14 protein-coding genes and 1 tRNA gene are annotated in these 15,401 nt (G+C 58.0%); 13 read left to right on the forward strand and 2 right to left on the reverse strand.

Annotated features, from left to right (window positions below):
- Positions 1 to 394 precede the first annotated feature (394 nt).
- The 9 genes from JMF94_RS00875 to JMF94_RS00915 all read left to right on the forward strand — a co-directional run bounded on the left by JMF94_RS00875 (position 395) and on the right by JMF94_RS00915 (position 10,375).
- Complete coding sequence (locus tag JMF94_RS00875; RefSeq protein ID WP_240823338.1) at positions 395 to 787, forward strand: zinc ribbon domain-containing protein; 393 nt, start codon at positions 395 to 397, stop codon at positions 785 to 787.
- Between the two features lie 7 nt (positions 788 to 794).
- Entirely contained in the window at positions 795 to 2,111 is a 1,317-nt protein-coding gene (purB, locus tag JMF94_RS00880) for an adenylosuccinate lyase (protein WP_240823339.1), read from the forward strand.
- Between the two features lie 33 nt (positions 2,112 to 2,144).
- Complete coding sequence (pyrE, locus tag JMF94_RS00885; protein WP_215647574.1) at positions 2,145 to 2,702, forward strand: orotate phosphoribosyltransferase; 558 nt, start codon at positions 2,145 to 2,147, stop codon at positions 2,700 to 2,702.
- Complete coding sequence (locus JMF94_RS00890; protein ID WP_240823340.1) at positions 2,692 to 4,974, forward strand: L,D-transpeptidase family protein; 2,283 nt, start codon at positions 2,692 to 2,694, stop codon at positions 4,972 to 4,974. Before pyrE ends, JMF94_RS00890 begins: the two co-directional genes overlap by 11 nt.
- 136 nt (positions 4,975 to 5,110) lie before the next feature.
- Complete coding sequence (locus tag JMF94_RS00895; RefSeq protein ID WP_240823341.1) at positions 5,111 to 5,887, forward strand: hypothetical protein; 777 nt, start codon at positions 5,111 to 5,113, stop codon at positions 5,885 to 5,887.
- A gap of 105 nt (positions 5,888 to 5,992) precedes the next feature.
- Entirely contained in the window at positions 5,993 to 7,036 is a 1,044-nt protein-coding gene (locus JMF94_RS00900) for a glycosyltransferase family 10 (protein WP_240823342.1), read from the forward strand.
- Positions 7,037 to 7,059: 23 nt separating this feature from the next.
- Positions 7,060 to 7,983, forward strand: coding sequence for a glycosyltransferase family A protein (locus JMF94_RS00905; RefSeq protein WP_346770000.1), 924 nt, complete (start codon positions 7,060 to 7,062; stop codon positions 7,981 to 7,983).
- A gap of 62 nt (positions 7,984 to 8,045) precedes the next feature.
- Positions 8,046 to 9,221 (forward strand): iron-containing alcohol dehydrogenase, encoded by a 1,176-nt coding sequence (locus JMF94_RS00910; RefSeq protein WP_240823344.1) that lies wholly within the window; start codon positions 8,046 to 8,048, stop codon positions 9,219 to 9,221.
- A gap of 143 nt (positions 9,222 to 9,364) precedes the next feature.
- Positions 9,365 to 10,375: a glycosyltransferase gene (locus tag JMF94_RS00915; RefSeq protein ID WP_240823345.1), complete on the forward strand. Its 1,011-nt coding sequence runs from the start codon at positions 9,365 to 9,367 to the stop codon at positions 10,373 to 10,375.
- A gap of 199 nt (positions 10,376 to 10,574) precedes the next feature.
- Here the strand turns inward: JMF94_RS00915 and JMF94_RS00920 are convergent, their stop codons facing one another.
- Positions 10,575 to 11,162, reverse strand: coding sequence for a hypothetical protein (locus tag JMF94_RS00920; protein WP_240823346.1), 588 nt, complete (start codon positions 11,160 to 11,162; stop codon positions 10,575 to 10,577).
- A 182-nt stretch (positions 11,163 to 11,344) separates the two neighbouring features.
- A tRNA-Arg gene (locus JMF94_RS00925) sits at positions 11,345 to 11,421 on the reverse strand.
- Between the two features lie 186 nt (positions 11,422 to 11,607).
- On the opposite strand from JMF94_RS00925, the gene JMF94_RS00930 reads away from it, so the two are divergent.
- The 4 genes from JMF94_RS00930 (at position 11,608) to cysK (ending at position 14,613) form a co-directional block, all read left to right on the forward strand.
- A complete protein-coding gene (locus tag JMF94_RS00930; RefSeq protein ID WP_240823347.1) occupies positions 11,608 to 12,186 on the forward strand; it encodes a UbiX family flavin prenyltransferase in 579 nt (192 codons plus the stop codon).
- Positions 12,187 to 12,287: 101 nt separating this feature from the next.
- A complete protein-coding gene (locus JMF94_RS00935; protein WP_240823348.1) occupies positions 12,288 to 12,974 on the forward strand; it encodes a metal-dependent hydrolase in 687 nt (228 codons plus the stop codon).
- Positions 12,975 to 13,016: 42 nt separating this feature from the next.
- Positions 13,017 to 13,454, forward strand: a complete 438-nt coding sequence (locus JMF94_RS00940; RefSeq protein ID WP_240823349.1) for an Rrf2 family transcriptional regulator — start codon at positions 13,017 to 13,019, stop codon at positions 13,452 to 13,454.
- Positions 13,455 to 13,656: 202 nt separating this feature from the next.
- The gene (gene cysK, locus JMF94_RS00945) at positions 13,657 to 14,613 is read left to right on the forward strand and encodes a cysteine synthase A (protein ID WP_240823350.1); all 957 of its coding nucleotides are present in this window, start codon (positions 13,657 to 13,659) and stop codon (positions 14,611 to 14,613) included.
- Positions 14,614 to 15,401 lie beyond the last annotated feature (788 nt).

Here is a 15,401-nt window from a genome sequence, read left to right on the forward strand (position 1 = left end):
GCAGGGCAAATATTTTCCGCCTGCAATCAGTGTTTTCGGCCCGGAATGTGGCTCGGGGCTGGACTTTGCCGATCAAAGAGCATATGAATACCCACTTATATTAACGGGGCTTGCCCCTGGAGGGAATCATGGCACATAAGAAAATTGAGCGTAAGAAAGAACTGGATCGCCGCCGTAAGCGCCGTGAAGAGCGTCTGAAGCAGCGCGTGCGCGAAGCCAAGGCTGCCAAGGCCTAAGCTTCGAACACGGGAACCCGGCGTTCCGACGGCTGCGAATTGACGCGCCGTCACATATGGTGCTCGGCCCGGCTGCCTCCTGGCAGCCGCGCGGGGCGCAAACAAGCAGCAGCGGTCAGCGCGGCAGCATGCCGTGTCATGACCTTTTTAGTGTTACCATGCCTATCTACGAATATCAGTGCCCCAAGTGTCAGCATACGTTTGAGGAATGGGTCAAGGCATCGGAATCCCACGGGCAGGAGCCCTGCCCCAAGTGCGGTGAGCCTTCGCCCCGCATCATGTCGCACACTTCGTTCGTCCTTAAAGGCGGCGGCTGGTATGTGAGCGACTACGGCTACCGCAAGGGCGTTACGGAAGAAGGCGGCTCAACGGCCTCCTCCGGCACCTCCGGCGGTTCCTCTGCCCCCGCTTCCGGCGGTACGGCAGGCGAAAAGGCCTCCGCATCTGCATCCGATTCTGGAAACAGCGCCGCCAAGGCGGCCCCCGCCCCTACGCCAACCACAGGGTCCGCAGCGTCGGCACCCACCAAAGCCGCCAGCTCGGCTTCATGAGGCAGCCATGATTGATCGCTACACCCGTCAGGAAATGGGCCGTATCTGGACCCTTGAGAACCGCTATCAGGCATGGCTTGATGTGGAAGTTGCCGTTTGCCGGGCCTGGAGCGACATGGGCCGCATCCCCGCCGCCGCGGTGGAAAATATTCAGGCCAAGGCTTCCATTGATGTGGACCGCATCCTGGCTATCGAAGAAGTGACCCGTCACGACGTCATCGCCTTTTTGACATCGCTTGAAGAAAAGGTTGGCGCGGAAGACGCGCGCTACATCCATCTGGGCTGCACCTCCTCCGACATCGTGGATACGGCCAACGCCCTTCTGCTCATGCAGGCCGGGCGACTGATCCTCAAGGACATCCGCGCGCTCCTGGCCGCCATTGAAGGCCTGGCCCGCCGCCACAAAGGTGTGTTGTGCATGGGCCGCACCCACGGCATCCACGCGGAACCCACCAGCTTTGGGCTCAAGATGGCCGGATTCTACGCCGAGTTCGAGCGGCACCTTGCCCGGGTTGAAGCCGGGATTGAAAGCGTGCGCGTGGGCAAAATCTCCGGCGCGGTGGGCACCTATGCATTTTTGTCCCCCGAGCTTGAGCAGCGCGCCCTGAGCTATCTTGAGCTTGAGGTTGACCCGCACTCCACCCAGATCATTCAGCGTGACCGTTACGCCCACTTCTTCACCTCGCTTGCCGTGCTGGCTGGCGGCGTGGAACGCCTGTGCGTGGAACTGCGCCACCTGCAACGTACGGAAGTGCTCGAAGTGGAAGAAGGTTTTGCCAAGGGGCAGAAGGGTTCGTCGGCCATGCCGCACAAAAAGAACCCCATTTCGGCAGAAAATATGAGTGGTCTTTCGCGCCTTTTGCGCACCAACGCTCTTGCCTCGCTGGAGAATCAGGCTCTGTGGCACGAGCGCGACATCAGCCATTCCTCCGTGGAGCGGGTCATCATGCCCGATTCCACCATCCTTGCCGACTACGTGCTGACCCGCCTCACCAAGTTGCTTGAAGGGCTGGTGGTCAAGCCCGAGCGCATGCGTGAGAACATGGAACGCTCTTACGGCCTGTATTTTTCGCAGCGTGTGCTGACGGCCCTTATTGCCACCGGACTTCCGCGCCAGCAGGCGTATGAAGCCGTACAGCGCCTTGCCATGCAAAGCTGGGAAAGCCGCACTCCCTTCCCCGATCTGGTGCGCAACGATGCCGACATGAGCGGGCGGCTGGGCGCAGCTGCACTGGCCGAGCTTTTTGACCCTTCGTACTACCTGCAACACGAAGACGAAATTTTTGCCCGGGTGTTCAAGAACGCTGCTGCCAACAAGGCGTAAGGAGCTGTCATGCAAACTCTTTCTTCTGAAGAACTGCTGGCGCTCAAGCGCCGCCTTGCCCGTCTGCTGGTAGAAAAATCATACCGCGAGGGAGATTTTGTGCTGGCATCAGGCCGCAGAAGCGATTATTATTTTGATTGCCGCGTCACGGCGCTCCACGCCGAAGGATCGTGGCTTATTGGAACCCTGTTCAACCACATGCTCCGCGAGATGGATATCAAGGGTGTGGGCGGCATGACCATGGGCGCTGACCCGCTGGTTGCAGCCACCACGGTCATCTCGCACGAACAGGGCAGACCGTTGAACGGCCTTTTGGTCCGCAAGGAAGCCAAAGGGCATGGCACAGGGCAGTTTGTTGAAGGGCTGGGCAATTTCTGCGCGGGCGACCGCGTGGCCATGCTTGAAGACGTTGTTACCACCGGCGGTTCTCTGCTGAAGGCCTGCGATCGCATTGCTGACGCTGGCCTGTCCATTGTGGCGGTTTGCGCCATTCTGGATCGGGAGGAAGGTGGCCGGGAAAAGCTCCGTGAGGCGGGATATGACCTGCTTGCGCTCTTTACCCGTGCGGAATTGGTGGACCTTGCGCGTTAAGGTCCCCACCGACCCGCGCGCCTTGCCCCATGCGGCATTGGCGCAATGTCTGACGGAATCTGCGGACAAGTCTATTGTCAGGTCGCTGGTCAGGTGTCTGACCAATTGCCTTGTCAGATGCATGGCCTTGGGGCTGCTGATGGCCTTTGGCATTGGTTGTCCCCTTGCCGCTCCACATCTGGCGCAGGCCGAAGAATGGCAAGCCTCTCTGTATAATGAGGGGCTTCCTACGCATTTGGTGGCTGTGGACAAAAAGCGCCAGACCTTCATGTTTTTTGAGAAAAAAAGCCCCCTCAAGCTCAAATACACCTATCCCTGCACCACAGGCCAGTTGCCCGGCGACAAGCAGGCCCTTAACGATCTGCGCACGCCCGAAGGCATCTACTTTGTGGAATACAAGATTGCCAGCGGGCTGGATTTCAAGGAGTATGGCGGTATTGCCTATACCCTGAACTATCCCAACCCCGTGGATCGTCTGCGCGGCAAAACCGGCCACGGTATCTGGATTCACAGCAAGGGTTTTGGCATTGAACCGCTTTCCACACGTGGTTGCGTGGCCATCGGGCTTAAGGAAATTGACGAGGTCGGGCCGCAGCTGACGCCCGGTACGGCCGTGGTCCTGGCCGATAAGATGGACGAGACCGCCCAGCCCCGGCCCGATAGCAGCACCGCCAACGAGCTGCGCCGCCTGATGCAGAACTGGAGCAACGCCTGGGCCTCGCGATCCGTCAAGATGTTTGATTATTATAATCCCGATGCCTATTCCAAGGCCATGACGGAAAATTTCACGGCCTTCCGGCAGAACAAGGAGCGTCTGTTCAAGTCGCTCCAGTTCATCAAGATTTTTAATCGCAAGATTAATGTGCTGGAAGGGCCGGGGTATTGGGTGACATGGTCAGAGCAACTCTATACGGCATCCAATCTTTCCACTGAGGGTGTGCGCCGTTTGTACTGGCAGCGCGGCAATGACCAAAAATTCCGCATTGTTGGTATGGAATGGACGCCACGTGATCTGGGTATGCGCGCCGATTTTCAGAAGGGCCAGCTTGTGGCCGAAGCGCCTTTGCAGCAGGTCAGCGATGCTTCTTCCGAAGCGCCGCAGCGCCCCCGGCTGGATATGCCAGAAGCCGCGCCTGAAAAGGCGGAGGCAACGGCCCTTGCCGCGCCGCAACCCTCGCAGGACAAAGCCGCTACAGCCAAGGCTGGTCAGGGTGACAAGCTCATGGCGGCCAATGATCCTCTGGTGCCCCGCCGCAGCAGCGCAACACCCCCGGCAGAAGTGAACTGGGGTGCGCGCCCTGCAATGGAAGAAGCGGCCCGCAGCGAAGCGGAATCCGCCCCCAAGGGCACACCTGCCAAACCTGCCGATCAGGCGGTAAAGCCCGCTGAGGTCCAGCAAGCTGTTAACTTGCCTGCACCAACATCTGTTCAGGCTCCCATTGCTGCGCCAACACAGCCCAACGCTCCTGCGGCAGCGGCAGCACAGCAGCTGACCCTCACACCGGAAGTCCGCGCCGCTCTGGAAAAGGCTGTGCAGGCCTGGAATGCGGATTTTGCCGCGCGTTCGACCAACATCGCTTCTCTTTACGATCAAGCCAAGTACAACCGCGAAGCCGGAACTCCGCGCGGGTATTCCTATAATTCGACCATGCGCGAATTTGATCGCCGCTTTGCGGTGCCGTGGCTGCGCCTCATAAGTCGCAAGCCCAAGCTGGAGATCCAGGGTTCGCTGGCTGTGAGCCATTGCGATCAGCTTGTGGTGGCCCCCAACGGCATGGAGCAGGGGGTGCGTTCTTTCTGGTGGAGCCGGGACGACAGGGGAGATTTTCGCATTGTTGCCTCGCAGTTCAAGCCAGAAGAGCTTGGCCTTGCAGCGGATTATCTGGATCAGGTCAGCGACGACGCCAGCGCTATGGTTGAAAAATGGCGCAAGGCCTGGGAGGCTGGACATCTGGACGAGTACATTGAATACTATGCGGACGATGCCATCCAGCAGGGACGTTGGGGGGCAAAGAATATTCAGAAGCAGAAGGAATTGCTCTGGCAGCGAGTGCAGCCCACTCTGGTTCAGATCACGGGCCTGCGGCTGGTGGCTGACAAGCAGGGCCTGCGCGCCGACATGAATCAGGTCTACGCAGACAGCTCCGGCCACACTGACCGGGGCACCAAGACCCTTTTGCTGCGCTTTGACGGCAAGGGCTGGCGAATCGCCCGCGAAGACTGGGCACCTCTTGGCGCGCCAGTTGCGCCCATTGGAGAGGCTGGTCAATAGGGGCTTCTGCCTTTTGCCTCATTGGGTAATGCAAAGGTTGGTAAAACAGTCTGCCCGATTTAATGGCGAGGTATCATAACAAGGTGTTGTGTGCGGCCATCCCGAAAATTCAAACGCCAAAGTTCGTGAGGACCGTTTGAAGTACCGCGAAAATCTCAGCATAATCCTGATGCGGGATAACGGCCCCAGGCGTAGCTATCGAGTGCGCAGGGGGCGGTTTGTGGCGGCCCTTGGGGTTATGGCCTGCCTACCCCTTGCGTGCGCTGTTCTGGGATGGCTGTGCTGGACTTTGTGGCAGCAGAACGTGCAGTTGCGGGACAATGTGCTGCGTTTTGAAAGTGATTCGCAGACGGCGCAGGCCAACGCGGAGCGGCTTGAACACCTCGAAGAACTGTTGCGCGAAGAAAATATTCCAGGCCGGGAGATCGTGCTGCGCAGACTCAGCACAGGCGGCGCCGCTGCGGAAGCACCCGGTGAAGGCCCCGCAATTACTGGCGGGACTATGGCTGAAAAACCTCAGGGAGGGGCCAGCGATGCGGCCCGCGTCACCGAAGGGCCGGGGCATGAGGACTTTCCCTCCATTGACCTTGATTACGTTAAGGTGGGGAATGTGCAAGTGCGTGAAATACGGGGCGGCAAGCTGCGTATTGCACTGGATCTGCGCAATGCCGACAATCAGAAGATACTTTCTGGTGTAGTCAGCGGCACTTTGCTGACAGCCGATGGCAAAAAATATTCCCTGCGCTTTGAGCCCGAAGATGTGGGCAGTTTTCGTATCAGCCGATTCAAGCGTGCGGTCATGGTTGCTTCTGCCGAGCACCCCATGAGCCTCACCAACGCCCAGGTCATTCTTGAAGTGCGCAGCCAGGAAAATGGCGTTGTATTTCGCAATATCTACGCAGTTGAGCATTAAAGTGATTTTCACCATCCGTTGTTGATGCGCCCTGAGCAACGGGTGCTGCTAACGGGCCTCTGACCAGGAAAAAGCGGGCCGGGGCCTTGTCATTGCGAGGCTTTTGTGGCTGAAAGTTCCACCCTGTTGTGCTATTTTGCCACCATCCCCGAGGCCTGGCCCTGGATGCGGCAGACAGAAGACGGCAACGGCGCTCTAGGCCGTGTGCAATTTGTGCTGGCCTCGCAAGCCTCCCACTCTTTTCCCTCGTTTCCCTCTCCGGCAGAAACTTCCAGTGCATGGCTTGTGGTTTTTGATGAAGCCCCTGCGGGTTTCAGTACCACAGTGCCTCGTGAACGGCGTATCCTCTTTGTCACTGAACCGCCTGAAATCAAAAAATATCCCCGATCCTACCTCGGTCAGTTTGGCACGGTGGTGTCGCCCTATGACTTACGTGGTGTCGAGCGCCGCAGCATGGTCATCAGCAACCCCTGTCTGAGCTGGCACTACGGCGTCGAGCGTTCATCTGGAAAAAATATAAGCAAATTCAGCAATATTAATGAATTGCGCACATTCCCCATGCCTGAAAAACCAGGCCTTGTTTCCGTAGTCTGTTCCAGCAAGACGGCAACGTCGGCACAGCGTGCGCGACTTGCTCTCGTACGCATGCTCAAAGAAAGACTGGGGGATGCGTTGCATGTGTACGGGCGCGAGTTTAATCCCGTGGACGACAAAATGTCGGCCATTGCGCCCTACAAGTATCATGTGGTGCTTGAAAACAACTATCTGGACAACTTCTGGACAGAAAAACTGTCCGATGCCTGGCTCGGCTGGGCGCTGCCGCTCTATCTTGGAGCACCCAACCTTGGCGCTGTTTGCCCCGCACCCGGATTTGTGCCCTTGCCGCTCGGCGATCTGGAAGCCTGTGCGCAGAGTATTCTGTCTGCCATCAAGAGCCGTTTGTGGGAGGCCCGGCAAGCAGAGCTTGCCCTGTGCCGCAACTGGATGATGGAAACCACCAATGTTTTTGCCCGCGCAGCCCGGATGATGGAAACAGCGCCAGAGTATTGCCAGAGGCAGCCTGCGCTCGGCAGGCCGGAACCCATATTTGGCTCTGGGCGCGATGATGTGGCCGCCATATACAGGCAGGTGAGGGGGGGAGGCAAGTGAGTTCGTCCTTGCCAGAAATCACTGTGGCCATGCCCGCCCATAATGCCGCCGCCCACCTGCTTGAAGCGATTGATTCCGTACTTGCCCAGAGCTTTGAAGACTTTGAGCTTCTGGTGGTGGACGATGGCTCCACAGACAACACACTTGCCCTCGCGAAGTCCATTGACGACAAAAGGGTTCGCGTCGAGCGCCTGCCTGCAAACAAAGGGCGGGCCACAGCGCGCAATATGGCCATGGGCCGTGCGCGCGGCAGATATCTGGCCTGGATGGATGCGGACGATATAGCCATGCCCCGCAGGCTTCAGGCCCAGCATGCCTGCCTTGAGGCCCAACCCGATATCCACATCTGCGGAGCGGGCATCCAGTACTTTGGGCAGTCCTGCGCGCTTGAACTCTTTCCAGAACAGCCGAACGCCGCCCGCGCAGCCTCGCTCTTTGGGGTGCCCGTGCCCAACTGTTGCGTCATGGTGCGGCTGGACGCGGTGCGCGCCTTTGGCTTACGCTATGACGCCAGCCTGGCAAGGGCAGAAGACATGGCCTTTTGGGCCGATGCCCTGCTCAATGCCGGATTGCAGGCGGTCAATTTGCAAGAGCCGCTGCTGCACTATCGTTATGCGCCAGCAGCCCATGCCCGCCAGTGGCACATGCGCGCACTGCTTGGGCATGTGTTTCCTCCGCTGGGTATCCGGGCGACAGGAACACAGGCGGCACTGCACGCAGGGCTGATCTATGGCGGGCCAACAGAGCCGGAAGCTGCGCTGCGCTGGCTTGATACTCTCTGGCAGGCCTGGACTGACCGTTATGGACATGATGAACATATGCAACGGCACATGCTCGTTTTTATGGCGCGCATTTTGCGCGAAGCCTCGGCAGATGCAGCACAGGCGGATCAGACAGGCAGGCTTTTGCGTACACTTTCGCTCGCGGCGCTGGCAGAAAATATCTAACGCTTACGCCCTGGCCCTGCGCTTTTGGGCCGCCCGCGCTTTTTTACAGTCAGGAGGTTCCCATGCACGATTTTACGTACTACACACCCACCAGGGTTGTTTTCGGCAAAAATACAGAGCAGCAGACCGGCGCACTCGTCAAAGCCTGCAAATGCAGCAAGGTGCTTATACACTTTGGCGGGCAGAGCGCCCTGCGTTCGGGCCTTGTGGACAAGATAAAAACGTCCCTTCAGGCTGAAGGACTGTCCTTTGTCACTCTTGGCGGCGTAGTGCCCAACCCCCGGCTTTCGCTGATCCGCGAGGGCATTGAACTGGCGCGCAAAGAAGGGGTGGATTTTGTGCTGGCAGTGGGAGGCGGCAGCGTCATTGATTCGGCCAAGGCTATCGCCTACGGCGCTGCCAACGAGGGAGACGTGTGGGATTATTACATGGGCAAGCGCAAGCCGGATGCCTGCCTGCCCATTGGCTGCGTGGTGACCATCGCCGCCGCAGGCAGCGAGATGAGCAGTTCAACCGTTGTGACCAACGAGGAAAACGGCTTCAAACGCAGCTTCAAGACAGATATGGCCCGTCCGGCCTTTGCCGTCATGAATCCTGAGCTGACCATGTCGCTGCCGCCCTTTCAGACGGCCTGCGGCTGCGTGGATATTCTCATGCACACCATGGAACGCTACTTCGGGCATGGCTCGAATATGGACATTACGGACAGCATCAGCGAGGGACTCATGCGTGTGGTCATGCACCATGCCGCCGTGCTGCGTGATGATCCGGCCAATTATGACTCCAGAGCCGAAGTCATGTGGGCCGGCAGCCTTTCGCACAACGGCCTGACCGGCTGCGGCTCTGACGGCGGCGATTGGGCCACGCACATGATTGAACACGAGCTGAGCGGCATGTTTGACGTGGCTCACGGAGCGGGGCTGTCTGCCATATGGGGTAGCTGGGCGCGCCATGTGCTGCCCCTGCGGCCTGACCGCTTTGCCCTGTTTGCAGAACGGGTCATGGGCGTTGCCCCGGCGGAAACGGAAACTATCACGGGATTGCAGGGCATTGAGGCCATGGAGCGGTTTTTCCGCTCGCTGCACATGCCCACCTCGCTGAAAGAGCTGAATCTCGCGCCTACTGATGCGCAGATTGCCGAAATGGCCGAGAAGGCCCTTGTGGGCAAAACCCACATCGGCAGCGTAAAAAAACTGCTGCCGCCCGATATCGTCGCCATTTTTGCTGCCTCGCGGTAGGAGAGACTGACGGATATAGCATTGTTGGCCCGTTTCAGGCCGGGGTAACCAGACGGCCCCTTCTGAAACGGGCTTTTTCCGGTCTTGTGCCGGAGACATTGAAGCGGCCTGCGGGCTGTACAAAGCGATATCAGGAGCCAGCCATGCACGATGCATTTGAAGGCCGCATTGACGTGAGGTTTCCGCGCGCGGTTGTCACAGGCGTAACCGGCAACTGGGCCTTTGCCGCAGGCACGGTGCTGCTGGCTCTCAGGCGGCATAATCCGGGGATGGAGGCAGACATCATCGTTTTTTGCGATGATTCTCTGCTGGAAACCGATGCCGCGATACTGCAAAGCCTTGGTGCGCAGCTTGTGCCCTTTACGCCTGTTCCCGCAGAGCTGACAGCTGAGGCGCTGGAGGTCTTTTCGCCGCTCAGCCTTGCGAAGTTTGACTGCTTTGACCTGCTGCAACGCTATACGTCTGTTGTATGGCTTGATGCGGACGTACTGGTTCAGGATAGCCTGGAGGGCCTGTTTGATTGCGGCCCTCTGGGGCTGGCGCTGGAAGACCCGGAATTTTCCGACCCCCCGGGGGCCAAACCCGCGCAGATCAATCTGCACGAACCTATTGAGGGGTTTGACGGAGTCGCTGACAACCTGAATTCGGGCGTCATTGTATTCCGCAATGATTTGCCTGCGCCGGAGGCTCTGCGTCAGGGCTGCCTGGAATTTGTGTGCCGTCACGGCGCAAAGTTGCGCTACCCGGATCAGGCGGCTTTTAACCTGCTGGCGCAGATGCTGCTGCGGCAGTATCCACAGAGCGTTTTTCAACTACCGCAGGGCTTCAACGCGCATCCTCGTAATCCGGCGGCTGCCTTTGCGCCAGTGGTGCATGCCTTTGGAGCATACAAGTTGTGGAATGACGGCCTCACCGCCACCTGTTTTCCTGAATGGCAGCGGGACTATGCCCGTTGGCAACGTCTTGGCGGCAGCCCCTATGCGGGACCAGTTGAAAATGCGGAATTTCTGGCAGGCGGCGCATTTTCGTTGCTTGGCGGGTTGTGCGGCACCATTGAAAAAGCCGAGGCCGCCATTGCCGAATTGCAGCAAAAGCTGGAAATGGAAACCAGGGTTCGGGCCAGACTCGAGGCGGTGGTCAGCAGGCTCGGGTGAGAGATGTAACATACCTGCTACTGTCAGTGGGTTGCACCAGCCGTTTGTAAAATGAGCGGATTTGCCATGAGGGTAAGAATTTGCCGTGCCGATAATGCACGGCGCGTAAGCGCGTGCATCAAAAAATGGCAGGAGTGGCGAGAAAACATTTCATGCAGGGCGGCTGTAGAGCCGTAACCGCCCCATGCCAATCCTCTGATCATAGAATTATGCGTGAGCAGGGTTCTCCTTCGAATAAGAGTTTCGCAATCTTGCGAAACGCGGGCTGAAAATCTTTCCACAACATCGTGGTGACATCCTGAGGATTAATAACACCCAATTCAAAGCGCACAGATATGGATCGCGGCAAAGAAGAAATTTTTAAATCCATGGCCTTTATGGTAACTATCATATATCGTTGTGGATCTTTTTCATTAAAAAGTGAAGTCTGTGCGGTATGTAAATACAGGTATACTATATAACGCGCATTGTTGGCCTTGGCCAATTCATTGACTTTGTACCACTGCTCGTGTCGATCTGTGATAATGGCCTGCTTCGCAAAGGGGGTAAAGGCTTCCTGGAACATTTTCGCTAACTGAACTTCAATATCCGGATATCGTGTGCTATCTACAGGCATGCCGTAGCCTTCTCTTCGGTCATCGCCATGAAGTATTCCACTATCCGGTACAATATATACAGTTTCCCCGCGCTCCATAGTTCCGAATTCAGGCGGACCAAAATCTGTCAGTCGTTTTGTGCAACCGCATAATGCCATTAATATTAATAAAATAACATATAAATATCGCATACATGTCCTCACAAAAAAAGAACCCAGGCGTATCATGGTGAATGCAGTGGAAGTATTGAGGCTTCAATGGAATCACAAGGTGCGCAAAAACGCTATCTGTAAGAACCATGCCAACGGAAAGCGGTCTGGGGGAGATTAAAAAAAGCGGCCAGCTTTTTACAGCTAACCGCTTGAATTCTTTATGGTGCGCCCGGCGAGATTCGAACTCACGGCCTTTGGCTCCGGAGGCCAACGCTCTATCCAACTGAGCTACGAGCGCATAAGAACATTTCTGATATGCTTTGTGCTGGCGGCTGTCAAGGAGTGGGCCTGAGCCGATGGGCTAAGGACACACAGTCACCAGCCGCAGGCATGCCGCGCGCCGTCGGGTTTGCGCGCCGTAGCAATGTGCGCTAAAAATCAGGCTGAGGGGTAATAGCTCGGTGATATTTTATGCGGAGAATGCATGCGTGATATTCTTGTTGGGGTGAGCGGGGCCAGCGGCATGCCCCTGGCCCTGTGCCTCATGCGGCTGCTGGCGGCCATGCCCGATGTGCGCACCCACTGCGTGGTTTCCGATGGCGCGCGGGCCGTGCTGCGGGCGGAATGCGGCGCGGATGCCGAGCTGCTCACAGCGCTGGCGCACACCGTATACGTTGCGGAAGACCTGGGCGCAGGCCCGGCCAGCGGTTCGTGGTGGAGGCGCGGCAGCGAACCAGCAGCCATGCTGCTTGTGCCGTGCTCCATGGGAACAGTCGGGGCCATCGCCAGCGGCGCCACGCGCAATCTTGTACACCGGGCTGCGGATGTGGCGCTGAAGGAGCGTTTGCCCCTGGTGATGGTCACGCGCGAAAGCCCGCTTTCTGCCATCCACCTGCGCAATCTGTTGACCTTACGCGAGGCTGGCGCGGTGATCATGCCGTTTTCTCCCTGTTTTTATCTGCGGCCTGCTGGCGTGGAGGAACTGCTGGAGCAGTTCTGTGGCCGTATCTTTGATCAGGTGGGGCTTGCACATAGTCTTGCCCGCTGGACAGGTCAGGCATAGCGCAAGCAAAAAGCGGCACCACGCCGCTCCTTCATTTGCCGTCTTTCGTCCCCTGTCGGTACGTATTTTTTGAGTTGGTAAAGTCTTACGCTGGAGGCAGCATGAGCGACATAACCTGGTTTGGACACTCGGCATTCAAAATCAGCGCGCCTGACGCGCAGGTGATTATTGATCCCTTTTTTGCTCCTTCTGCGGGAGTATCGTCCAGCGCGGCAGGTGATGTGGATATTGTGCTGGTAACCCACGACCACGGCGACCATGTGGGCGATGCCGTATCCCTGTGCCGCCGCACCGGCGCGCAGCTTGGGGCCATTGTGGGCACGGCGGGCAAACTGGCTGAGGCTGGTGTGTCCCAAGAGCAGATTCTCAACGGTATCGGCTTTAACATGGGCGGCACCCTGACCCACAAGGGCGTGAGCATGACCATGACGCAGGCCTACCATTCCAGCGATTCGGGCGCTCCGGCGGGCTATATTGTGCGGATGCCCGATGGGCTCACCGTATACCATGCGGGCGACACCTGTATTTTCAGCGGCATGGAGCTGTGGGGTCAGCTTTACAGCATAGACGTGGCCCTGCTGCCCGTAGGCGGCGTGTTTACCATGGATGCGCGTCAGGCAGCTCTGGCCTGCAAGTTGCTGCGCTGCAAGGCTGCCGTTCCCATGCATTGGGGAACGTTCCCTGTGCTGGCGCAGAGTGCGGCAGGGTTCAGGGCTGAGCTTGAAAGCCTGCATCTGCCCTGCCGCTGTGTGGAAATGGCCCCCGGCGAGACCGTAAGCTTCGGCTGATTTTTTTCGCGGTTGCACCGCCTTTTCCCGCAAGGATTACCCATGAGCGTTTCACTCAAATGCCAGTACGGGTTGCGCGCCCTGTTTGAGCTTGCCCGGCGCACGGGCAGCGGCCCAACGCGTATTCAGGAGATTGCCGAGGCGCAGGCCATTCCTCCGCGTTTTCTTGAAAATATCCTCAATCAGCTCAGGCGCGGCGGCTTTGTGGACAGCCGCCGAGGCAAGGCTGGCGGCTTTATGCTGGCCCGGTCTGCCAGCCAGATCACCACGCTCGAAGTTATCCGTTTTCTGGACGGCCCCGTGCATCCTTTTGATTGCGAGGGCGACAACCCTGTACGCAAGTGCTCCCTTGGGCCGGACTGCGTGTTCATGCCTTTGTGGCAGCGGGCGCGGCAGGCGTTGGAAAACGTATACGGCGGCACGACGCTTCAGGATCTTGTGGACGCTCAGGCGGCAGCTATCCCCGATTTCAGCATTTGATGCGGGTATATCTGCGCCTCTTCCCTGCGGGCAGAAATATTTTTGTATCAGGTCTTGCCTTTCAGGAGTTCAATTATTATCACTTAATCAGTCGAGTTAATGTAGTTAATGCCGGGACAGAGGTGTCATGCCCGCCCGACACGGCTGAACCATATAATCTGGATTGCACACAGCATCGCCAAGGCGGGCAAGGAGAACGCATATGTCCAGAATTTATCAGAATAATCCCCTTTCCATCGGCAATACTCCTCTGGTGCGGCTTAACCGAGTGGTCGGCTCCAAGGCCATAGTGCTGGCCAAGATTGAAGGCCGAAACCCCTCCTATTCCGTCAAATGCCGCATTGGCGCGGCCATGATTGCCGATGCTGAGAGCCGTGGCCTGCTGCGCCCCGGCGTGGGTATTGTGGAGCCCACCAGTGGCAATACGGGCATTGCTCTGGCCTATGTGGCCGCCGCCAAGGGCTATGAGCTTACGCTCACCATGCCCGAAACCATGAGTCTTGAGCGCCGACGCGTGGTGGCCATGCTGGGGGCCAAGCTGGTGCTCACGCCCGGTGCGGAGGGCATGCCCGGGGCTATCAGAAAGGCCGAAGAACTGGTCGCTGCCAACCCCGGCGCGTATTTTATGCCGCAGCAGTTCAAGAACCCGGCCAATCCGGCCATACACGAAGCCACAACCGGCCCGGAAATCTGGAATGACACAGATGGGCTGGTGGATGCCATTGTGGCGGGCGTGGGCACAGGCGGCACCATTACGGGTATTTCGCGCTATCTCAAACACACGCGGGGCAAGAACATTGTTTCCGTGGCTGTGGAGCCTGAGGCAAGCCCGGTCATCAGTCAGCATCTGGCGGGCAAGCCTCTGCAACCGGGGCCACACAAGATTCAGGGCATTGGCGCTGGGTTTATCCCTGAAACGCTGGATGTCAGTTTGCTGGACCGGGTGGAGACTGTGGGTAACGATGAGGCCATTGAATTTGCCCGCAGGCTGGCGCGTGAAGAAGGCATTCTTGCCGGTATTTCTTCTGGTGCGGCGGCAGCGGCGGCCTCGCGGCTGGCGGACTTGCCTGAATTTGAAGGCAAGACCATTGTGGTCATTCTGCCTGATGCGGGCGAGCGGTATTTGTCGTCTGCCCTGTACGAGGGCATTGGCGAGTAGAAGAGGAAAGAAAGGCAGGAAGGCGGAAAAGGTCTTGGCGGCGGGTGTGAGCCTGTCAGGCTGATTTACGCAAACCCGACTTTTACACCCTGAATGCGTCAGCGCCGGGATTTTGATGCTCACGTACTTGAGTACGCTGCGCTCAAAATCCCGGCGCTTCCTTTTCAGGCCGTAAAATGCGTATTTTGCAAATTCGCCCAACACCAGCCATCGCCTCCGCGCTGCTCCGGCGAGTTTAAGGAAGGCGACTCCACGACCTGCTTCTTATGGCGGCTGAAATTTTTGACGCACAAGTGACCTGCTTTTGTGCCCGAACGCGCTTGGTTATTGCTTATGCGTCATGGGATGCATCATGGGAATCGAATTTTTACGCTGCAATTCCCGATAATTCTGGCGACAATATGCATCAGGGTAAGCGCAAAGTCACAAAGCACTCCCATTAATCGCAAATATTACAGAGGTATTGGGCTGAAGCGGACTTTGAACGAAGCGAAAGCATTTTTTGGCATTTACGCGTCGCGGAGGGAGATCACCTGAGCGAGCGGAGCGAGTGAGGGAAGCTCCCGCAGCAGGAGACGCGTTGCCCTCGTCGCTTGATGAAAATTGAAAGTGCTTCTTTGGGGGTGCTTCGGGGGGGATGCAAGGGGGGCCGAGAAGGGGGCGTAGCCCCATAACCGGCCCCGCCTTGCCGCGCGCCGCGCAGGCGTCCCAAACTCCGCCGGAAGGCGGAAGAACAAGCCCGAAGGGCAGAAAATCTCAAATCGCTCGCCGGGGAGGCGAAATCGTGC

This window comes from Desulfovibrio sp. UIB00 (assembly GCF_022508225.1).
Classification (GTDB): Bacteria; Desulfobacterota; Desulfovibrionia; order Desulfovibrionales; family Desulfovibrionaceae; genus Desulfovibrio.